Source organism: Bradyrhizobium sp. CCBAU 45384, from assembly GCF_028128665.1.
GTDB classification, from domain to species: domain Bacteria; phylum Pseudomonadota; class Alphaproteobacteria; order Rhizobiales; family Xanthobacteraceae; genus Bradyrhizobium; species Bradyrhizobium manausense.
Genome location: NZ_LBIZ01000107.1, coordinates 66,218 through 87,666 on the forward strand (window position 1 = coordinate 66,218; position 21,449 = coordinate 87,666).

The 21,449-nt window shown below is 65.0% G+C and carries 19 protein-coding genes; 11 read left to right on the top strand and 8 right to left on the bottom strand.

Annotated features, from left to right (window positions below; translation table 11 throughout):
• Positions 1–47 precede the first annotated feature (47 nt).
• On the top strand, positions 48–1,325 hold the full coding sequence (locus tag XH80_RS17895) for a flavin-dependent oxidoreductase (protein ID WP_271599696.1): 1,278 nt from the start codon (positions 48–50) through the stop codon (positions 1,323–1,325).
• Between the two features lie 159 nt (positions 1,326–1,484).
• Here XH80_RS17895 and XH80_RS17900 read toward each other — a convergent pair whose 3' ends face one another.
• Both XH80_RS17900 and mutY read right to left on the bottom strand, forming a co-directional pair.
• Positions 1,485–1,904: a PaaI family thioesterase gene (locus XH80_RS17900; RefSeq protein WP_271599697.1), complete on the bottom strand. Its 420-nt coding sequence runs from the start codon at positions 1,902–1,904 to the stop codon at positions 1,485–1,487.
• A 52-nt stretch (positions 1,905–1,956) separates the two neighbouring features.
• A complete protein-coding gene (gene mutY / locus XH80_RS17905; protein WP_442868685.1) occupies positions 1,957–3,075 on the bottom strand; it encodes an A/G-specific adenine glycosylase in 1,119 nt (372 codons plus the stop codon).
• Between the two features lie 121 nt (positions 3,076–3,196).
• Between mutY and XH80_RS17910 the strand changes: the two genes are divergently transcribed.
• From XH80_RS17910 to XH80_RS17950, 9 genes are all read left to right on the top strand, one after another.
• Positions 3,197–3,688, top strand: a complete 492-nt coding sequence (locus XH80_RS17910; protein WP_271599698.1) for a DUF721 domain-containing protein — start codon at positions 3,197–3,199, stop codon at positions 3,686–3,688.
• Between the two features lie 135 nt (positions 3,689–3,823).
• On the top strand, positions 3,824–4,495 hold the full coding sequence (locus XH80_RS17915) for a DsbA family protein (protein WP_220003882.1): 672 nt from the start codon (positions 3,824–3,826) through the stop codon (positions 4,493–4,495).
• 216 nt (positions 4,496–4,711) lie between these two features.
• Positions 4,712–8,176, top strand: coding sequence for a chromosome segregation SMC family protein (locus XH80_RS17920; RefSeq protein WP_271599699.1), 3,465 nt, complete (start codon positions 4,712–4,714; stop codon positions 8,174–8,176).
• Between the two features lie 112 nt (positions 8,177–8,288).
• Positions 8,289–9,266: a small ribosomal subunit Rsm22 family protein gene (locus XH80_RS17925; RefSeq protein ID WP_271599799.1), complete on the top strand. Its 978-nt coding sequence runs from the start codon at positions 8,289–8,291 to the stop codon at positions 9,264–9,266.
• Positions 9,267–9,405: 139 nt separating this feature from the next.
• Positions 9,406–9,966, top strand: coding sequence for a LemA family protein (locus XH80_RS17930; RefSeq protein ID WP_237870166.1), 561 nt, complete (start codon positions 9,406–9,408; stop codon positions 9,964–9,966).
• Positions 9,967–10,106: 140 nt separating this feature from the next.
• Positions 10,107–11,375 carry a M48 family metallopeptidase gene (locus tag XH80_RS17935; protein ID WP_271599700.1) on the top strand — a complete coding sequence of 423 codons (1,269 nt, stop codon included), beginning with the start codon at positions 10,107–10,109 and terminating at the stop codon, positions 11,373–11,375.
• 196 nt (positions 11,376–11,571) lie between these two features.
• Positions 11,572–12,324: a hypothetical protein gene (locus XH80_RS17940; RefSeq protein ID WP_271599701.1), complete on the top strand. Its 753-nt coding sequence runs from the start codon at positions 11,572–11,574 to the stop codon at positions 12,322–12,324.
• A gap of 60 nt (positions 12,325–12,384) precedes the next feature.
• On the top strand, positions 12,385–13,053 hold the full coding sequence (locus XH80_RS17945) for a hypothetical protein (RefSeq protein WP_271599702.1): 669 nt from the start codon (positions 12,385–12,387) through the stop codon (positions 13,051–13,053).
• Between the two features lie 128 nt (positions 13,054–13,181).
• On the top strand, positions 13,182–13,514 hold the full coding sequence (locus XH80_RS17950) for a GIY-YIG nuclease family protein (RefSeq protein WP_271599703.1): 333 nt from the start codon (positions 13,182–13,184) through the stop codon (positions 13,512–13,514).
• A gap of 6 nt (positions 13,515–13,520) precedes the next feature.
• On the opposite strand, the gene XH80_RS17955 is transcribed toward XH80_RS17950, so the two are convergent.
• The 6 genes from XH80_RS17955 to petA form a co-directional block, all read right to left on the bottom strand.
• Positions 13,521–14,060: an adenine phosphoribosyltransferase gene (locus tag XH80_RS17955; protein WP_011085277.1), complete on the bottom strand. Its 540-nt coding sequence runs from the start codon at positions 14,058–14,060 to the stop codon at positions 13,521–13,523.
• Between the two features lie 9 nt (positions 14,061–14,069).
• Positions 14,070–16,235 carry an anthranilate synthase component I gene (locus XH80_RS17960; RefSeq protein WP_271599704.1) on the bottom strand — a complete coding sequence of 722 codons (2,166 nt, stop codon included), beginning with the start codon at positions 16,233–16,235 and terminating at the stop codon, positions 14,070–14,072.
• A 230-nt stretch (positions 16,236–16,465) separates the two neighbouring features.
• Positions 16,466–17,083 (bottom strand): hypothetical protein, encoded by a 618-nt coding sequence (locus XH80_RS17965; protein WP_271599705.1) that lies wholly within the window; start codon positions 17,081–17,083, stop codon positions 16,466–16,468.
• Between the two features lie 29 nt (positions 17,084–17,112).
• The gene (locus tag XH80_RS17970; protein WP_271599706.1) at positions 17,113–17,787 is read right to left on the bottom strand and encodes a dienelactone hydrolase family protein; all 675 of its coding nucleotides are present in this window, start codon (positions 17,785–17,787) and stop codon (positions 17,113–17,115) included.
• Positions 17,788–18,026: 239 nt separating this feature from the next.
• On the bottom strand, positions 18,027–20,099 hold the full coding sequence (gene fbcH, locus XH80_RS17975) for a cytochrome b/c1 (protein ID WP_271599707.1): 2,073 nt from the start codon (positions 20,097–20,099) through the stop codon (positions 18,027–18,029).
• A 62-nt stretch (positions 20,100–20,161) separates the two neighbouring features.
• Positions 20,162–20,692: a ubiquinol-cytochrome c reductase iron-sulfur subunit gene (gene petA / locus XH80_RS17980; RefSeq protein WP_057757105.1), complete on the bottom strand. Its 531-nt coding sequence runs from the start codon at positions 20,690–20,692 to the stop codon at positions 20,162–20,164.
• Positions 20,693–20,971: 279 nt separating this feature from the next.
• Between petA and XH80_RS17985 the strand changes: the two genes are divergently transcribed.
• Entirely contained in the window at positions 20,972–21,436 is a 465-nt protein-coding gene (locus XH80_RS17985; protein ID WP_271599708.1) for a tRNA (cytidine(34)-2'-O)-methyltransferase, read from the top strand.
• The last annotated feature ends 13 nt before the right edge of the window (positions 21,437–21,449 follow it).

Below are 21,449 nucleotides of genomic sequence, written 5' to 3' on the forward strand. Positions count from 1 at the left end.
ACATCCGCCCGCCTGTGCCAAGACGCCTGCAATCGGAGGGGTTTGTCATGACGGTCCTCATCGCCGGCGGCGGCATCGGCGGGCTGACGCTCGCGCTCAGCCTGCATCAAATCGGCGTGCCGGTAAAAGTGTTCGAGAGCGTCGCGGAGCTGAAGCCGCTGGGCGTCGGCATCAACGTGCTGCCGCATGCGGTGCGCGAGCTGATCGAGCTCGGGCTGCTGGACAGGCTGGACGCCAGCGGCGTGCGGACCCGCGAGCTCGCCTATTTCTCCAAGCACGGCAAGCCGATCTGGAGCGAGCCGCGCGGGCTGGAAGCCGGCTACAAATGGCCGCAGTTCTCGATCCATCGTGGCACGCTGCAGCAGATCCTGCTCGATGTCGCAATCGAGCGGCTCGGCCGCGAGAACATTTTGACCAGCCATCATCTGACCGGCTGGACCGAGACGGCCAGCGGCGTGCGTGCCGACTTCATCGACAAGGCGACCGGCAAGCCCGCAGGCACATATGAAGGCGCGATCCTGATCGCCGCCGACGGCATCCATTCCGCCGCGCGCGAAAAGCTCTATCCGAACGAAGGCCCACCGATCTGGAACGGCCGCATCCTCTGGCGCGGCGTCACGCCGGCGAAAGCCTTCCTCACCGGCCGCACCATGATCATGGCCGGTCACGAGATCCTGAAATTCGTCTGCTATCCGATCTCGAAGGAGCCGGACGCTGCAGGCAACCACCTGATCAATTGGGTCGCCGAGCGGCACATGCCGCCGACCTATCAATGGCGCCGCGAGGACTATAACCGCACCGCGCGGCTGGAGGAGTTCCTGCCCTGGTTCGAGAGCTGGACATTCGACTGGCTCGACGTGCCCGGCCTGATCAGGAATTGTCCGCACGCCTATGAATATCCGCTGGTCGACCGCGATCCGGTCTCGCAATGGACCTTCGGCAAGGTGACGCTGATGGGCGATGCCGCGCATCCGATGTACCCGATCGGCTCGAACGGCGCCTCGCAGGCGATCCTCGATGCCCGCACCATCACCCGCGAGATCCTGGCGCATGGCCCGACGACCGCAGCTCTGCTCGCCTATGAGGCCGAGCGGCGGCCTGCGACCACCGATCTCGTGCTGCTCAACCGCAAGAACGGCCCCGAGCAGGTGATGCAGCTCGTCGAAGAACGCGCGCCTGACGGCTACAAGGTCGTCACCGACGTGCTGTCACAAAAAGAGCTGGAAGACATCGCCGCGAACTACAAGCGCGTCGCGGGCTTCCAGGTCGAGGCGCTGAACGCCAAGCCGCCGATCGTGAGCAAGGACGCGCGCGCGCGGGTGTGAGCTTCATTCGGGCGTCGCTGGGATTTCCAGAATTCGTCATGGCCGGGCTTGTCCCGGCCATCCACGACTTGCTCAGGCCAACCAAGGACGTGGATGCCCGGGACAAGCCCGGGCATGACGACCCGGAAATTTGGCGGAGGCGAATCGCAGGCACCCGCCTCACTTCACCACCCTTGCCGCCTCCAGCAATCGCTCGCTCGCGCTGGCCGTCGCCAGCACCGTGCCATCCTCCGCCATCAGCTTGGCCTCGACGAACGCGATGGTCTTGCCGAGCTGCGTCACCCTGGCTTCGCCGATGATCGGGCCAGGCTTTGCGGGGCTGAGGAAATTCACGGTCATGCTGATGGTGGTGGTGTAGAGGCGGCCCTCGCTCATCACCAGCACCGCCGGTCCCATCGTGTCATCGAGCATCGCCGAGAGCATGCCGCCCTGGATGAAGCCGGCCGGATTGCAGAACTCGGGTCTGCCCTCGAAGCCGAGCTTGATCCACCCCTCGTCGGGACGAGCATCGAGCAGGCGCCAGCCGAGCAGCTCGGCGCAGGGCGGCCTCTTGAAGTTGTCGAGCGCGGTCTTGACCATTGGCAGCCTCCGTATCGCATGCTGATAGCGCAGCGCTGCTGCCAGCGTGCTGTCAGGAAGCTGGCCCCGATGAAAGGTCCAGCGCGTGCGCGATCACCTTGCGCATCACGTTCGGCAGCGCCTCATCGGCCAGCGTCGCGATCGGCACCCAACGCATGCCCGCTGGTGCCCGGGTGCGGGCTTCGGCCTTCGCGGTGTAGACCACGAGCTCCAGCGGAAAATGCGTGAAGACGTGGCTGACCACGCCGACCTTGCGCTGCCAGCGCGACAGCCCTTTCAACTCAGGCGCCTGCCGCTTCGCCGCTGCGTCTTCCTGTCCGGCGAGCCAGTTCGAGCCCGGCACCTCGGTCATGCCGCCGAGCAGGCCCTTTTCGGGCCTCGAGCGGACCAGCAGCTCATCGCCACGCGTGACGACGAAGGCAGCGCCGCGCCGCAGCGTCCCACTCTTCTTCGGCGCCTTGCGCGGAAACGTCTCCTGCGTGCCCTGCGCGCGCGCCACACAATCCTCGTTCAATGGGCATAGTGAACAGGCCGGTTTCTTCGGCGTGCAGATCGAGGCGCCCAGATCCATCAGGGCCTGGGCACTGTCGCCGGCACGCGCGTTGGCCAGCAGCGTCGCCGCCATCCGCTGGATCAACGGCTTGGCCTGCGGCAGCTCCTCCTCGACCGCATACAGGCGCGACACCACGCGCTCGATATTGCCGTCGACAGGCATGGTGTGGCGGTCGAACGCGATCGCGGCAATCGCCGCCGCTGTGTAGGGCCCAATTCCCGGGAGCGCCCGCAGCCCCTCCTCCGTATCGGGGAAGACACCGCGATGCTCGCGCGTCACAGCGACCGCACAGGCATGAAGATTGCGCGCACGCGAATAATAGCCGAGCCCGGCCCACATCCGCAGCACGTCATCAAGCGAGGCGGTTCCCAAGGCCGTGACGTCAGGCCAGCGCGCGACGAATTTCTCGAAATAGGGCCCGACCGCCTTCACTGTGGTCTGCTGCAGCATGATCTCCGAGAGCCAGACGCGATAGGGATCCGACGTCTCGCCGGGCGCCGCGCGCCAGGGCAGCCTGCGGCGGTGGCGGTCGTACCAGGCGAGCAACGCGACTGGGCGCGACACGGTCTCTGACGGTCTGGGTTCCGATGTCGCCATCCGGGCGGATTTGGTGCTCATACTCTCACAGTAGCGACAACGCACCGGCCTCTCCACGTCATGCCCGCGCTCGTCGCGGGCATCCACGTCTTTCTTCGCTGCGGAGAGTCTGCCGGCCCACGCCGGAGTGCTATAAGGCCCCATGGCCAAATTCCCTCCCAAACCCGGGCCCATCAGCGCCAAGCCGCTCGGGATCCTGCTCAACGACGTCTTTGCCGAGGCCTATGCCAAGCAGGGATTTGCGGCGCGCGAGCTGGTGACGCGGTGGGCGCAGATCGCGGGACCCGAGATCGCGGCCCATGCCGAGCCGCTGAAGATGCAGTGGCCGCGGCCCGTGGAGGGCCAGCCGCAGGAGCCGGCGACGCTGGTGCTGCGGGTCGAGGGGCCGATGGCGCTGGAAATCCAGCACTCGGCCGACGTGATCCTGGAACGGGTGAACCGCTTCTTGGGCTGGAGCGCGGTCGGCAAGCTCGCCTTCCGCCAGGCCCCCCTGTCGCGACCCCGGGTCCGCAAGCGACCCGGCCCGCCGGACCCCAAGGCCGTCGCCAAGGTGGCGGAGAGCCTGGGCGACATCGAGGACGAGGAATTGAAGACGGCGCTGGCGCGGCTCGGAGCCGCCATCAAGCGAAATTGAGCCTCATTCCCGGGCTATTCTGGACCCGTTGCTACCGCTCGCCATTGCCTCAAACCACGTTTCAAGCTAGCGACAGGCCGCCCGGGAACCTCGATACGCACCTCGGGCAAGACCACGCCAATTCGGGAGCCGACCTTGATCATCACCCGCCGCGCCTTCACCACGATGTTGTCGCTGACCGGTCTTGCCGCGCTCGCCGGGCTCTCGCCGCTGCGGTTCATCTCCGAAGCCTTGATCCCTGAAGCCATGGCGCAGGACGCCGCTGCTGTGGCCAAGCCCGTATCGCTGCCCGACATGGCGCTCGGCCCGAAGGACGCCGCTGTGACCATCACCGAATTCGCCTCGATGACCTGCCCACACTGCGCGGCCTTCAACGAGCAGGTGTTCCCCAAGATCAAGTCGGAGTACATCGACACCGGCAAGATCCGCTACGTCTTCCGCGAGTTCCCGCTCGACATCAAGGCCGCTGCGGGCTCGATGCTGTCGCGCTGCATCGCCAATGGCGACGCCGCGAAATACTTCGCCGTCACCGACATGCTGTTCCGCCAGCAGAACGACTGGGTGGCGAAGAACACCACGGAGACCCTGACGCGGATCGGCAAGCAGGCCGGCCTCACCCAGCAGCAGGTGGAAGCTTGCCTGAAGGACCAGGCGCTGCTCGACAAGATCGCCGCCGACCAGAAATACGCCAGCGACGTTCTGAAGGTGGATTCGACGCCGACCTTCTTCATCAACGGCGAGAAGATCAAGGGCGAGGCTTCGTTCGAGGAGTTCGCCAAGAAGATCAATCCGCTGCTGAAGAGCTGATTCGCTCGTCAAGATCCTGATTCGCATCTCGAAAGCCGTATCTTTCCCGGCATAAATCCCTTGGGAAAAGCGGCTTTCGCTGGTTGCCCTCGCGGCGCACCGCGGCCATTGTCCGCCGCATGAGGCGCCCCGCGCGACTCGCCCAGACAGCGACATTGCCTTCCATGGTATTGTCCGGGCAGGGGGATTCGCGCCTGCCAACAGAGATGCGTGCTTATGAAAATCACCCGCCTGCGCCTTCACGGCTTCAAGTCTTTCGTTGAGCCCACGGACTTCGTCATCGAGCCTGGCCTCACCGGCGTGGTCGGACCCAACGGTTGCGGCAAGTCGAACCTCGTCGAGGCGCTGCGCTGGGCGATGGGTGAAACCTCCTACAAGAGCTTGCGCGCCGCCGACATGGACGCGGTGATCTTCGCCGGTTCCGGCAACCGTCCGGCGCGCAACCACGCCGAAGTGACGATGACGATCGACAATGCCGATCGCACCGCGCCGGCGGCGATGAACGACAGCCAGATTCTCGAAATCTCCCGCCGCATCGAGCGCGAGGCGGGCTCGGTCTATCGCATCAACGGCCGCGACGTGCGCGCCCGCGACGTGCAGATCCTGTTCGCAGATGCCGCCACCGGCGCTCGCTCGCCGGCCCTCGTCCACCAGGGCAAGATCGGCGAGATCATCCAGGCCAAGCCCGAGCAGCGCCGCCGCGTGCTGGAAGACGCCGCGGGCGTTGCCGGTCTGCACGCCCGCCGCCACGAAGCCGAGCTGCGGCTGAAGGCAGCCGAGACCAACCTTACCCGCGTCGAGGACGTGATCGGCCAGCTCGCAGGGCAAATGGAAGGCCTGAAGAAGCAGGCCCGCCAGGCGGTGCGCTATCGCGAAGTCGCGGCCAAGGTCCGCAAGGCGGAAGCGACGCTATTCCATCTACGCTGGATCGGCGCCCATGCCGACGTCAACGAATCGGGCCAGACGCATGACCTTGCCGTGCGCGAGATGGCCGAGCGCACCCAGCATCAGGCCGAGGCCGCGCGTATCCAGGCGATCCGCGCCGCCGAAATGCCGGCGCTGCGCGATGCCGAGGCGCGCGCCGCCGCAGGCCTGCAGCGCCTGACCAATGCCCGCGAGCAGCTCGACCGCGAGGAAGAGCGCGCCAAGGAGCGCGTCGCCGAACTCGAGCGTCGTCTCGCCCAGTTCGAAGGCGATATTTCCCGCGCTCAGCAACAAACCATGGATGCCGACGTCGCGCTGCAGCGGCTCGACACCGAAGACGCCGAGCTGAAGGAAGAAATCAAGTCGCGCGTCGAGAAGCGTTCCGGCGTCGACGAGCGTGTCGCCGAAGCCGAGGCGGTGCTGACCGAGACCGAGCAGCAGTTCGCCGAGCTCACCACCGCGCTCGCCGACCTCACCGCCAAGCGCAACCAGCTCGAGGCCAACGTCCGCACCCACCGCGACAAGCTCGCCCGCCTCGACCAGGAAATCGCCAATGTTGCCGCCGAGGAGCAGAAGCTCGCTGCGGAGACCGGCGGTTTCGGCGACCTCGACGAGCTGACCGCCGCGGTCGAGAGCGCCGAGCAGACGCTGGCGGCTTCGGAAGCTGCAGCTCAAGCGAGCGAAGCCGCGCATGTCGCCGCAAGACAGACGCTGGAAGCCTCGCGCTCGCCGCTGGTCGAAGCCGACAAGCGCGTGCAGCGGCTCGACACCGAGGCGCGCACGATCTCGAAAATCGTCAACGGCGAGACCAAGAATCTGTGGCCGCCGATCATCGACGGCATCACCGTCGACAAGGGCTTTGAAAAGGCCATCGGCGCCGCGCTCGGCGACGATCTCGATGCGCCGATCGACCCTTCCGCGCCGATGCGCTGGACCAATGTCGGCGTCACCGACGGCGATCCGGAGCTGCCCGAGGGCGTCACCCCGCTCGCGAGCCATGTGCAGGCGCCGGCCGAGCTGACGCGCCGCCTGGCGCAGATCGGCGTGGTGCCGCGCGAGCGCGGGGCCGAACTGGTCGCCCAGCTCAAGACCGGCCAGCGACTGGTCTCGCCCGAGGGCGATGTCTGGCGCTGGGATGGTTTTGTCGCCGCCGCGCACGCTCCGACTGGCGCGGCACGGCGCCTCGCCGAGCGTGCCCGCCTCGTCGACATCGAGAACGAGCTGGAGCAGGCCCGCATCGACGCGCAGATCAAGCGCCAGGCGCTGGAGAATGCCGAGTCCGAGCTTCAGATGGCGGCGAGCACCGAAGGCGCCAGCCGCGAAGCCATGCGTGCCGCGCAGCGCGAGCTGAACGTCGCGCGCGAGCGCCATGCCGCCGCCGAGCGCGAGATCAGCCGCCATGCCGCGCGCAAGGCGACGCTGTCGGAAGCGCATAGCCGTCTTGCCGCCGACCGCGCCGAGGCCGAGGCTGCCTACGAATACGCCGAAGCCGGCATCAGCGAGCTGCCGTCGAGCGAGGACACCGAGACGCGTCTCGCCGCGGTGCGGAGCGACATCGAAAACCATCGCCGCATCGCCGCTCAGGTCCGCGCCGAGGCGCAGGCCCTGGCGCGCGAGGCTGAGCTGGCCGATCGCCGCGTCCAGGCGATCCTCGCCGAACGTACCGAGTGGGCGAACCGCAAGGAAAGCGCGGCCTCCCATATCGACACCATCCAGGCCCGTATTGCCGAGCTCACGATCGAGCGCAGCGAACTCGAAAACGCGCCCGCATTGTTCGCCGAGAAGCGCAGCGCGCTGATCACCGAGATCGAATACGCCGAGAACGACCGCCGCATGGCCGCCGACGCGCTCGCCACCGCCGAGACCGCGATGGCCGAGACCGATCGCGTTGCCAAGCTGACGCTTGAAGCCTTGTCGAGCGCCCGCGAGGCCACCGCCCGGGCCGAGGAGCGCATGGAAGGCGCGCGGCGCCGGCTCGAGGACATCGAGCGCGAGATCCGCGACATGCTGGAAGTCGAGCCGCAGGCCGTCGCCGGCCTTGCCGAGATCGAGCCCGGCGCCGAGCTGCCGCCGCTGCACGACATCGAGGAAGACCTCGAAAAGATGCGCCGCGACCGCGAGCGCCTCGGCGCCGTCAATTTGCGCGCGGAGGAAGAGCTGCGCGAGGTCGAGACCCAGCACACGGGCCTCGTCACCGAACGCGACGATTTGGTCGAGGCCATCAAGCGGCTGCGCCAGGGCATCCAGAGCCTCAACAAGGAGGCGCGCGAGCGGCTTCTGACCTCGTTCGAGGTCGTCAACAACCACTTCAAGCGCCTGTTCGTCGAGCTGTTCGGCGGCGGCGAGGCCGCGCTGCATCTGATCGAGAGCGACGATCCTCTGGAGGCCGGTCTCGAAATCATCGCAAAACCGCCGGGCAAGAAGCCGCAGACGCTGTCGCTGCTGTCGGGCGGCGAGCAGGCGCTGACCGCAATGGCGCTGATCTTCGCGGTATTCCTCACCAACCCGTCCCCGATCTGCGTGCTGGACGAAGTCGACGCGCCGCTCGACGACCACAACGTCGAACGGTACTGCAACCTCCTGCACGAGATGACCGGCTCGACCGACACGCGCTTCATCATCATCACGCACAACCCGATCACGATGGCGCGGATGAACCGCCTGTTCGGCGTCACCATGGCCGAGCGCGGCGTGTCGCAGCTGGTGTCTGTGAGCCTCGCCGAAGCCGTGGACATTCTCGACCAGAACGTGGCGTGATATCTCTGCCGTCATTCCGGGGCTCGCGAAGCGAGAACCCGGAATCTCGCGCCATCATCTCGAGATCCCGGGTTCACGACTTCGTCGCGCCCCGGGATGACGGCGAATGAAAATGGTCCCGCCCACGCTTCCCGCTGAGCTCAAGGTCGCGCTCGACGCCAGGCTTCAGGGCTTTTCCCGCACCGACGCGGCATGGCGGTCACAGAAAATCTCGACCACCTATCGCGCCGGCGGCGGGTCCGGCACGATCAAGTCGGAGGCCGATGCACTTGCCTATGCGCTGGCGCGGATGCCGGCCACCTACGCGGCCGTCGCTGCGAGCCTGAGTGCGCTGGCTGAGATCGCGCCCGACTTCGCACCAGAAACGCTGCTCGATGTTGGCGCAGGTCCTGGCACCGCGAGTTGGGCCGCCGCGGAAGCGTTTCCGTCCCTGCAGGACTTCACCCTGCTCGACGCCAACGCTACGCTCAGCCGGCTCGCGCTCGAGCTCGCTCGCGACAGCACGCGCCTCGCCGATTGCCGCTATTTGCCCGGTGATGCCGCCACCAACCTCGCCGAGGTCGCACAAGCCGATCTCGTCGTCGCGAGCTACATCGTCGGCGAACTCAGCGAGGGCGACCAGCGCAAGCTCGCGGAGACGATGTGGGCCAAAGCGCGCCACGCGCTTGTTGTGATCGAGCCCGGCACGCCTGCCGGCTACGACCGCATCCTCGCGCTGCGCGCGCAGTTGATCGCGCAAGGCGCCTTCGTCGCCGCGCCCTGCCCGCACGAAAAACCGTGCCCGCTCATCGCACCCGACTGGTGCCATTTCAACCAGCGTCTGCCGCGCTCCCAGGCGCACCGCCAGATCAAGGGCGCCGAGGTGCCGTTCGAGGACGAACGCTTCATCTATGTCGCATTGACCCGCACGCCGCCGGCAATCCGCGCCGCACGCGTGCTGGCGCCACCTGAGGTCGGCAAGGTCGAGGTCACGGCAAAGCTTTGCACCGGGGACGGTGTCGACCTCGCGAAAGTCCCGCGGCGCGACAAAGCGGCCTACGCAAGCGCCCGGCGCTGGCGCTGGGGCGAGGCCGTTATTGCCGAAAGTTAACCTCGTTCAGGGCTTTCTCCTTGAACTTGGATGGTTCCTGTTCCGACCAAGCCTTACCTTCCCTCTGCGCCGGGGCTCTCGCCCTGCGCCAATTTGGTCTACCCTAGCGCCCGCCTTCTTCCCTCTTCAGGAGTCCTCCATGTCGACCGGCTGGATCGTTCTCGGCGTCATCGTCGTCCTCGTGTTCCTGGCGTTCAGCGCCTACAACCGGCTGGTGGCGCTGGGCCAGCGCGTCGGCCAGGCCTTTGCCGATGTCGACGTGCAGCTCAAGCAGCGTCACGATTTGATCCCGAACCTGGTCGAGACGGTGAAGGGCTATGCCTCGCACGAGCGCGGCACGCTCGACGACGTCATCAAGGCGCGCAATTCGGCGATGTCGGCGCAGGGACCGGCGCAGGTGTCCGCGGCCGAAAACCAGCTCTCCGGCGCGCTCGGCCGGCTGATCGCGCTGTCGGAGGCCTACCCGGACCTCAAGGCCAACGCCAATTTCCAGCAGCTCGCGAGCGAGCTCTCCGACCTCGAAAACAAGATTGCCGCGAGCCGCCGCTTCTTCAACAACGCGGTCCAGGAGTACAACACCGGCATCCAGCAGATGCCCGCCGCTTTGTTCGCCGGCATGTTCGGCTTCACCAAGAAGGACTTCTTCGATCTCGGCACCAGCCGCACCGAGGTCGAGGCCGCCCCTCAGGTGAAGTTCTGATTGCAGCATGATCCTCACCTTCGTCGTTCCGGGGCGCGTCGAAGACGCGAACCCGGAACCTCGACCGCGACACTAAGCTCTGGTTTCCGGGTTCACGCCGTTGGCGTGCCCCGGAATGACCGAAGCTAACGGAAGCAGTCATGGCCGCGTATGGTCTCTACACGCACATCGCCTCGAACAAGTTTCGTTCGATGCTGCTGCTCGCCGGCCTGTTCGCGCTGGTCTATGTGCTGGTCTTTGCCGGCGCGCTGGTCGCCGAGGTCGTCACCAACGGCAACGGCACCGTCGCCTATTATCTGAACCGGGGCTTCCACGACCTCATTGTCGCCTTCCCCTTTGCGACGGCCGCGGCGATTGCCTGGATCGCCATCGCCTATTTCTTCCACCAGTCGATGATCGACGCGGTCACCGGCGGCCGCGACGTCACCAGGCAGGAGGAGCCGCGGCTCTACAATCTCCTGGAAAATCTCTGCATCTCGCGCGGCATCACCATGCCGAAGCTGAAGATCATGGATTCTCCGGCGCTGAACGCGTTCGCGACCGGCCTCAATCCGCGGCAATATGCCGTCACCGTCACCACGGGTCTGCTCAAGGCGCTGAACGACCAGGAGATCGAGGCGGTGCTCGGCCACGAGCTGACCCACATCAAGAACGGCGACGTGCAGCTGATGGTGGTCGCCGTGATCATCGCCGGCGTGGTCGGATTCTTCGGCGAATTGTTCTTCCGCCTGTTCACCAATCTGAGCTGGAGCTCCGGTGGCGGATCTTGGTCGTCGGGCTCCTCCTCGTCGTCCCGCTCATCCTCATCGTCGAGCGACAACAAGAATTCCGGCGGCGGCGCAATCATCGTCATCATCATCGCGGTCGTGCTGATCGTGGTGGCCTGGCTGGTGTCGCAGGTGGTCAAGCTCGCACTGTCGCGCTCGCGCGAATATCTCGCCGATGCCGGCTCGGTCGAGCTGACCAAAAACCCTGATGCCATGATCTCGGCGCTGCGCAAGATCGAAGGCCGTGGCGAATTACCGGGCGCGACCTCCGCGGTGATGGAGCTGTGCCTGGACAATCCGCGCGAAGGCTTTGCCGATCTGTTCGCGACTCACCCCTCGGTGCAGTCCCGCGTCGACGCGCTGGTCAAGTTTGCCGGCGGCCATGATCCGGGTCCGCTGCCGCCGCCCGCTGACGAGACCGAGCAGCCCGAGACCGACGAGCCCGAGGCACAGGCCGATCCGCAGAGTGCCCCTCCTCCAATCCCGCATGGCCCGTGGAACGATGCAGCCAACCCGCCCGGTCCGCCGCCTGTGCCCACGCCGAGCTCCGCCGGAACCGCTGCAGCCGATCCGCTGGGCCCTCCGGGTAATCCCATGGCTAATTCTATGGGCAATCCCATGGGTCCCTGGGGCCGCCATTGAGCGAGCAATTCGTCACGCCTTGCAGCCGGTTTCACGGCCCTTGGGAAAAACTCCAGGAATTGCAGCTGGCCTGCGCCAGAGATTTGAATTCTCCCTTGTTTCTGCCATGTTCGCGCCCAACAGCAGACTCGGGACATTGATTTGGGGCCCGGCCGATTGCGACCTCGCGATCGGGGGCGCGCGTTAGGGGACAGCAATGGCAAAGCCGGCGGTAGTTGTGGTGGGCGCGGACAAGGGCGGGGTCGGCAAGACCACGGTATCGCGCACCTTGCTCGATTATTTCTCAGCCAACAACGTGCCGACGCGCGCCTTCGATACGGAGTCGCCGCGGGGAACGCTGAAGCGCTTCCACCCCGAGATCACCGAGATCGTCGACATGACGACGACGGCCGACCAGATGAAGATCTTCGACACGCTCAACGCCGTCAGCCCTTCGGTCACCGTCATCGACGTTCGCGCCGGCCTGCTCTCGCCTGCGCTGGCCTCACTGCGCGACATCGGCTTCCTCGACGCCGCCAAGGCCGGGCAGATCACCTTTGCCGTGTTCCACATTCTCGGACCTTCGATCGCCTCGCTGGAGGAGATCGCTGAGACCGCCAGCTTCATGGGTGGTGCAAAATACTTCCTGGTGAAGAACTTCATCAACGACACCCAATTCTTCCAGTGGGACCAGGCGACCTATAATTCCTACTTCCACCGCATCAAGGACGCGACCGAGCTGACCATCCCGAAGCTCAACGAAATGGCCTATGAGCAGGTCGAGGTGTCCTCGGTCCCGTTCCTGAAATTCGTCGCCAATAAAGGCATCCACGACGAGGCCGCGAACTATTCGTTCGTGCTGCGCGGCTATGTCCGGCATTGGCTGGCGAATGTCTGGAGCGAGTTCGACCGGATCCGCCTGACCGACATCGTCGGTTCGAAACCTGTCACCCGCAACAGCGAAAAATAGTTGCGCTAGCAGAGCCGATACGGCTGGATTGGGCGGTGAGTTCGCTCAGATAATAGCGTGATGCCCGCGACGCCGCTCTACATCATCTGCTCGCCCCGCCCGCAGGTCGGCAAGACGCTGCTGGCGCGGCTGTTGAGCGAATTTTTGCTGCTCAAGAACGGTAATGTCGCGGCCTTCGACGTCAATCTGAAGGAGCCGTCGCTGCTCGACTACCTGCCGAAGGTGACCGAGACCGCCGACGTGATCGACACCTTCGGCAAGATGCAGCTGATGGACCGCGTCATCATCGACGACGGTCTTGCCAAGGTCATCGATCTCGGCTTCCACGCCTTCGACGAATTCTTCAAGATGACCGACGAGATCGGCCTGCTCAAGGAAGCGGCGCGCCGGCATGTCGCACCACAGATCCTCTTCGTCGCCGACACCGACCGCGTCTCGGCCCGTGCCCATGAGATGCTGCGCCAGCAAATCCCGCGGATGAACCTGATCACCGTCGACAATGAGTTCGTCATCCGCGGCGAGCTGCCGCCCGCGATGGAAGGCGGCAGACTGTTCCGTCTTCCCGCACTGCCCGGCTTCCTCAAAACTTATATCGACCGGCTGAGCTTCTCCTTCACCGGGTATCTGCGTCAGGAGAAGGATTCCTCGACCGAGCTGCACCAGTGGATCCGGCGCAACTACCTCGCCTTCCGCGAGCTCGAGCTCAGCCTGATCCTGCAGCGGTCCTGAGGGGCGTCATTCCGGGGCGAGAAAAGGACGAGGCTCGTCCCTCAGATTATTTTATCCGGGTAATATTGACGACGAAGGCATCGACCGTTACTGAGGCTGCACAACAGCATCCCTCAGCGAGGATTCCCGTGAGCATCGACCGGAAAGCAGCCATCGCCGCCTACAAGGAGCGGAAGACCGTTGCGGGCATTTTCGTCGTCCGCTGTGCGGCCTCCAGCGAGGTCTGGGTCGGCCAGGCCCCGAACCTCGAGACCATCCAGAACCGCATCTGGTTCACGCTGCGCCAGGGCGGCCACCCCTGCCACAGCCTCCAGGCCGCCTGGAACGCGCATGGCGAGGCCGGCCTGGCGTTCAGCGAATGCGAGCGGTTGGAGGATGAGGAGAGCGCTTACGTCAGGAACGCGCGGCTGAAGGAGCGCGCGCTGCACTGGCAGGCAGAGCTGAAGGCCGAGGCGATCTAAACCGCCTCAATGCCCCTCGAACGTCATCAGCGTGCGCACCGGCACGTCCATGGCGCGCAGCTTGGCGGCGCCGCCGAGCTCTGGCAGGTCGATGATGAAGCAGGCGGCGACGACGTTGGCGCCGATCTGGCGGAGCAGCTTCACGGCGCCTTCTGCGGTGCCGCCGGTGGCGATGAGATCGTCGACCAGGATGACGCGCTCCCCGGGCTGGATGGCGTCGACATGCATCTCCATCTCGTCGATGCCGTATTCGAGCGAATAGGCGATGCGCACGGTGGTGTGCGGCAGCTTGCCCTTCTTGCGGATCGGCACAAAACCGGCCGAAAGCTGATGCGCCACGGCGCCGCCGATGATGAAACCGCGCGCCTCCATGCCGGCGACCTTGTCGATCTTGTTGCCGGCCCAGGGATTGACCAGCTCGTCGACCGCGCGGCGAAAGGCACGCGCATCCGCGAGCAAGGTCGTGATGTCGCGGAACATGATCCCCGGCTTGGGATAGTCGGGGATGGTGCGGACGCTCGCCTTCAAATCGTGGTCAAAGGTCATTGGTGCCTCTCAATTGACCGGCGCATCCAGCCGGAACGCATTCTCAACAATACGCAAGCCCACCTCGCCGCCGAGCGACATCAGCGATTCCGGGTGGAATTGCACGCCGGCGACCGGCAGGGTCTTGTGCTCCAGCGCCATGGCGACGCCGTCCTCGGTGCTGGCAGTGACGGATAGGACATCCGGCATGCTGTCGCGCTCGACAAAGAGCGAATGATAGCGGCCGATGACGATCTCGTTCGGCAGATTGCGCATCAAGCGCCCGCCGCGCACCTGCACCCGCGAGGGCCTTCCGTGCGCCGGATGGGTGAGCTGGCCGAGCTCGCCGCCGAAATATTCGCCGATCGCCTGCACGCCGAGGCAGACGCCGAACACCGGCAGCTTGTTCGCCAGCGCCGCATCGATGGTCTTCTTGATCCCGAAATCCTCAGGCCTGCCAGGACCGGGCGACAACACCAGCAAATCCCACCTCTTCTGCTTGAGCATGTCGAGCGCATGCACATAGCGGACCACGGTGACCTCGGCGCCGACCTGACGGAAATAATCGGCGAGCATGTGTACAAAGCTGTCGTCGTGGTCGATTAGCAGCACCCGCTTGCCCGAGCCGGTCGCGTCAGGCGCGAAGCTCGACAACGGCTTCGGCGGATCGCCGCGCAGCGCCTGGAACAAGGCTGCGGCTTTCACTTGGCATTCGCGGTCTTCCGCGGCCGGATCGGAATCGAACAGACAGGTGGCGCCGACGCGCACCTCGGCAAGACCGTCCTTCATCCTGATAGTGCGGATGGTGAGGCCGGTGTTGATGCTGCCGTCGAAATTCACAGCGCCGATCGCGCCGGCATACCAACGCCGCGGCGAGCGCTCATGGTCCTCGACGAACTGCATCGCCCACAGTTTTGGCGCGCCTGTCACGGTGACAGCCCAGGCGTGGGTGAGGAAGGCATCAAGCGCGTCGAAGCCGGGACGCAGCATGCCCTCGACATGATCGACGGTGTGGAACAGCTTGGAATAAGTCTCGATCTGACGGCGTGCGAGCACCTTGATCGTGCCGGGCACGCAGACGCGCGCCTTGTCGTTGCGGTCGACGTCGGTGCACATGTTGAGCTCGAACTCGTCCTTCTCGGAATTCAGGAGCTGGCGGATCTGCTCGGCGTCACCGATCGCATCGGTACCGCGCGCGATCGTGCCTGAGATCGGGCAGGTCTCGACCCGGCGTCCGTCGGAGCGCACGAACATTTCCGGCGAGGCCGAGACCAGGAATTCGCCCTCACCGAGATTCATCAGCGCGCCATAGGGCGACGGGTTGATGACGCAGAGGCGCTGAAACACCTCGGCCGGCGAGCGCTCGCAGGGCTCGGCGAAGAGCTGGCCCGGCACCGCTTCGAAAAGATCGCCGCGGGCGAAGGCCGCGCGCGCGGTCTCGACGGTCGCCTGATATTCGCCGGGCGCGTGATCGGCAAAGCCCTGGCGATCGGTCTTCACATAAGGGCTCTCGGCCGTCTCGCGCGGCAGGCCTTCGGTCGATTTGCCCTTCCAGGCGAAATCGTAGGAAAGCACGACGCCGCGCCCGGTGGCGCGGTCATAGGCGAGCAGGCGATCCGGGACATAGAGCACGATGTCGCGCTGGTCCTGCTCGCGCGGACGCTTCTGCACGAGGTCCTCGATCTGGAAGACGAGGTCGTAGGCGAAAGCACCGAACAGGCCGAGCAGCCCGTCATCATTGGCGGAGAAAGCGGCAATGATGTCGCGCACCAGCGACATCACGCTGGCGCGACGGGTGCGCTGGTCTTCCTCGACTGGCGCATCGCCCCGGATGATGTGACCGGCAAGCCGCGTCGATGATTTCTCGGAGATCACGACGCAAGGTTCGTGCAGGACGTCAGCGACGAAGGCGATCAGCACCTCGCCACGCGCGTTGATCGCTTCCAGCTTGAAATTGACGCCAACGGTCTCGAGCTTGAGCGGCGGGTCGGAGAAGCCGAGGTCAAAGCTCTCGTAGCGGCCCGGCACGGTCGTGCCCGAGGACAGCACCACGCCGCGGCGGCGGTCGAGCAGGCTGACGAGATCGTCAAGCCTGTTGGCGCCGCCGGTAAATTGTTCGGCCACGCGTGCGATCGCAAGACCGCCGCGGGTGACGTAATCGCTTCTGGGAGGGAGGGCAAAGACTGTCCTGTTCATGTCGTCCTCTTACGAAACTTGCCGAGGGAACGCCACACAGGACAAACGATCAGGCCGCCGCGCTGTGCTGGCGACCTCAGACGATTTTGGGAGAATAAATCGCACCGGCCACCTCTTAGGAGGTGCGCCACCAACGACGGGATGGGCGGGCTGCGGTGCTCATGGGGCGGATACTCACCATGGCGAGGGGGCGGCGTCAAGGGCCGCCGCCCTCGGTCGCCGGCTTTGGGCTATTGCTCGACCGGGTCAGGCTGCCAGTCGAATTTGCGCTTCTTCCGGTCCCATTTCAGGACTGAGAAGTTGTCGCACTCCATACACGCCCAAGCCACGATGCTGTTGTCCTGTCCCTTTCGCAAAGCACCGAATTGACGGTCCGTGCGCACGGCATTGACAAATCGGATCTTTGGCGTCCCGTCGCCCGGCTGGTCGAGGATCAAAATAAACCTGCCCCTTGGACCATCGCATTCTTCGAAGGCGCCCACCAACGCGACCTGCTTGGCGGCAGCACCATCGAAGCGCCCCTCGATGGCGAAGGACATATCGCCGGCAGCCATTGCATCCGTGCTGCCATCAAAGAGCAATTCGCTTGGAATGAGATCCTTGCGGAATTCGGTCGCCTTGCACCAGCTCTTGCGGATCCGGTTCGCGGGGATGCCGCGAACCTCGGTCGTGAAAGGATGGAATTCGGCGATGACCCACCAGGCCTCGTTCTTGGGGTCCCCGTTCAGCGTCACAAATGCCCGCTGTGCCGCTGCCTGAGCCGTCGCCACCGCAACGACGAGGCCAACGCCGATGATCGAGCGAACGATCAAGCCCAGGACATGGCGCGCGAAAGACGACGTCGACATGCTCCGTTTCCCAATCGATCGCTCCGAAATCACCCGAGATGCTGTTTGAAAAACTCCGTCGCCCGTCCCCAGGCGAGCTCGGCGGCTTCGCGGTCGTGCACGGCCTGGCGCTGCTCGTTGACGAAGGCGTGCTCGGCGTCATAGCGGAACAGCTCGAGCGACTTGCCGGCGGCCTTCATCGCCTTCTCGAAGCCACTGACCAGCTCCGGCGTGCACCAATCGTCCTTGTTGGCGAAATGGGCCTGGAGCGGGATCTTGACGTCGGCGGGCTTGGCCGCCTGCTCCGGCGGGATGCCATAGAACACGACGCCGGCCGCAAGCTCGGGCACATGCACCGCACCGATGATGGTGACGGCGCCGCCGAGGCAGAAGCCGGTCAGCCCGACCTTGGCGCCGTTGCGCGACAGATATTGCGCGGCGCCGCGCACGGTCTGCGTGGTCGCGTCCATGAAGTCGAGCGAGTTCATCTCCTTGTTGGCCGAATCCGTGTCGTGATACGGCACCACCTTGCCCTTGTAGAGATCGGGGGCCAGCGCATCGAAGCCGGCGAGTGCAAAGCGATCGCACAGGCCCTTGATCTGGTCCGACAGGCCCCACCATTCCTGGATCACGACCACGCCCGGCGCATTGCCGCGCGCGGCATTGGCGAGATAGCCCGAGGCGTCCTTGCCGTCCGGGCGCTTGAAGGTGATGGCGGTTCCCATGGTGTCCTCCGAGGCGTTTCTGTGGGAGAGGTTGGCGGCATTTTGGCGGGTAAGCGGGCGCGAGGCAATCCACACTCTCGTCATTCCGGGGCGCGCGATAGCGCGCGCCCCGGAATCCATCGGGCCTCCGAGTGGGTCGATGACGGATTCCAGGCTCGATGCTGCGCATCGCCCCGGAATGACGACAACAAAAAAGCCCCCTTGCGGGGGCTTCTTCGTTCTCGTGTCGCGCGTGCCGCTCAATGCGAGTCGGCCCAGACCTTCTTCTTGGTGAAGTACATCAGGAACGCGAAGATGATCAGGAAGATGAAGACCTGGAAGCCGAGGCGCTTGCGCGCTTCCATGTGCGGTTCTGCGGTCCACATCAGGAATGTGGTGACGTCCTTGGAGTATTGCGCGACCGTCGTCGGCGAGCCGTCGTCGAAGGTCACCTGGCCGTCGCTGAGCGGCTTCGGCATCTTGATGGCGTGGCCCGGGAAGTATCTGTTGTAGTACGAGCCTTCCGGGATGGTCACGCCTTCAGGGACCTTCTCCTCGAAGCCTTGCAGCACGGCGGCGACATAGTCCGGACCCTGCTCCTGGTACTGGCTGAAGAAATCGATCAGGAACATCGGGAAGCCACGGCCGTAGGAACGCGCCTTGGTGATCAGCGACAGGTCGGGAGGCGCCGCGCCGCCGTTCGCCGCGCGAGCCGCCTGCTCGTTCGGGAATGGCGAGGGGAAGTAGTCGGCCGCCCGGCCTGGGCGCTCGAACATCTCGCCCTGGTCGTTCGGGCCGTCCTTGATCTTGTACTCGGACGCGAACGCCGCCACCTGCGCTGCCGAATAGCCGGGGCCACCGGGATCGCCGAGATTACGGAACGCGATCAGGGACAGGCCGTGGCAGTTGGAGCACACTTCCTTGTAGACCTTCAAACCGCGCTGGAGCGCACCGCGGTCATACTTGCCGAAAGGGCCGGCGAACGACCAGCTGTTGCCCGGCGGCTTGGTGCCGCCTTCCTCGGCGCGGGCCTTGTCGGCCGACGCGGCGAACAGCGCGCCTGACAGGGCGAGCACGATCGCGGTCGAGACCATTGGCGTCGACTTGCCGCCGGTCTTGGCGAGGATCGCTTCCGAGATCGAGTTCGGCACCGGCCGCGGCTTCTCGATTTTTGACAACAGCGGCAGCACGATCAGGAAGTAGGCGAAGTAGCAGACCGTCAGAACCCGGCCGGCGATCACGTAGATGCCTTCCGGCGGCTGCGCGCCGAGATAGCCGAGCAGGATGCAGACCGCGACGAAGATCCAGAAGAACTGCTTGGCCAGCGGGCGGTACTTCGACGAACGCGTCCTGGCGCTGTCAAGCCAGGGCAGGAAGCACAGGATGATGATCGCCGAGAACATCGCGATGACGCCCGCGAGCTTGTTCGGGATCGAGCGCAGGATCGCGTAGAACGGCAGGTAGTACCATTCCGGCACGATGTGCGGCGGCGTCACGCCCGGGTTCGCCGGGATGTAGTTGTCGGCATCGCCGAGATAGTTCGGCATGTAGAAGATGAACCAGGCGTAGAGCAGCAGGAAGCAGGCGACGCCGAAGCCATCCTTGATGGTCGCATGCGGCGTGAACGGCACCGTGTCCTTTTCGGTCTTCGGCTCGACGCCATCAGGATTGTTCTGGCCGGCGACATGCAGTGCCCAGACGTGGAGCACGACGACGCCCGCGATCAGGAACGGCAGCAGATAGTGCAACGAGAAGAAGCGGTTCAGCGTCGGGTTGCCGACCGAATAGCCGCCCCACAGCAGCGTCACGATGCTCTCGCCGAAATAGGGGATGGCGGAGAACAAATTGGTGATGACCGTGGCGCCCCAGAAGCTCATCTGGCCCCAGGGAAGCACGTAGCCCATGAAGCCCGTTGCCATCATCAAGAGGTAAATGATGACGCCGAGAATCCAGAGCACCTCGCGCGGCTCCTTGTAGGAACCGTAATAGAGGCCGCGCAGCATGTGGACATAGACCGCGAAGAAGAACATCGACGCGCCGCAGGCATGCATATTGCGCAGCAGCCAGCCGTAGTTGACGTCACGAACGATCAGCTCGACCGACTTGAAGGCGAGATCGGCATGCGGCGTATAGTGCATCGCCAGGATCACGCCGGTCAGGATCTGCATCCCCAGCATGAAGGAGAGGATGGCGCCGAAGGTCCACCAGTAGTTCAGGTTGCGCGGGGTGGGATAGACGACGAAGGAGGAATGGACGAGACCCAAGATCGGCAGGCGCCGCTCGATCCATTGCAGGGCCGGATTGCTCGGCTGGTAGTCGGATGGTCCGCTCATGATGCGATCCTGAGGAAATATTACGACGTGACGGTTCGAGGCTTCGGACGCAGGTCCGAAGCTCAGCCGATCTGGATTTTGGTGTCGGAAACGAAAGTGTACGGCGGCACGGCCAGGTTCGCGGGCGCGGGCCCCTGGCGGATGCGGCCGGACGAATCGTACTGCGAACCATGGCAGGGGCAGAAGAACCCGTCGTAATTGCCTTCATGGGCGATCGGGATGCAGCCGAGATGGGTGCAGATGCCGATCACGACCAGCCACTGATCATGGCCGGACTTGACCCGGGCCTCGTCGGACTGCGGATCGGGCAGGCTCGCCACGTTGACGGCGCGCGCCTCGTCGATCTGCTTCTTGGTACGATGGCTGATGTAGATCGGCTTGCCGCGCCAGAACACCTTGATGTCCTGCCCCTCGGCAACCGGGCTCAGATCGACCTCGATCGGCGCACCCGCGGCGATGGTCGAGGCGTCCGGATTCATCTGGGAAATAAAGGGCCAGAGCGCGGCCGCGCCCCCTACTGCGGCAGCTGCCCCCGTTGCAACGAATAAGAAATCACGGCGTGTCGGATGGTCCGCCGAAGACGCTGTCGTCACGATTCCAACCCTTTCTTCTTATGCTGCCGGTGGAACCGCTCCAGGAGCCCCCAAGGTCCCCGGAACAGCGCTGCCGGCGCCCGCGACCCCCCGCGGCGGCAGAACTTGGCTTGTCCTCGCCAAAACAAGGCGAAAACAGCAGTCCAGAATCGTTCTATTGGCACCCTTGCAAGGCGAGCGCAAGCCCGCTAACGGCGCGGGAGCGTGCAATGCACGAATTCCCGCGCTAGCGATGTTTTATTGAGACAATTCCGCCCCGCCCGAAGCCCTGTAACGCCCATGCAGATCGCACTTTTCCAGCCCGACATTCCCCAGAACACTGGCACGATTCTCCGCCTGTGCGCCTGCCTCGGCATCGCCGCCCATATCATCGAACCGGCCGGCTTCCCGGTCTCCGACCGGCATTTCCGCCGAGCGGGAATGGATTACCTCGACCATGTCAGCATCACCAGGCATGACTCCTGGACCAAATTCGAGGAATGGCGGATGGCACAAAGCTACCGCCTGCTGCTGTTCACCACCAAAGGCGCCACCGACTACCGCGATTTCCGTTACCACACGTCGGACATCCTGCTATTCGGGCGCGAGAGCGCCGGCGTCACCGACGCGGTGGTCGAGGCCGCGGATGCGCGGCTGGTGATCCCGATCACCGAAGGGTTGCGATCGCTCAATGTCGCCATGACCGCGGCGATGGCCGCAGGCGAAGCGCTCCGGCAGGTCCGGAACCCGCACGATTTGATATGACGAGGAGAGCGAG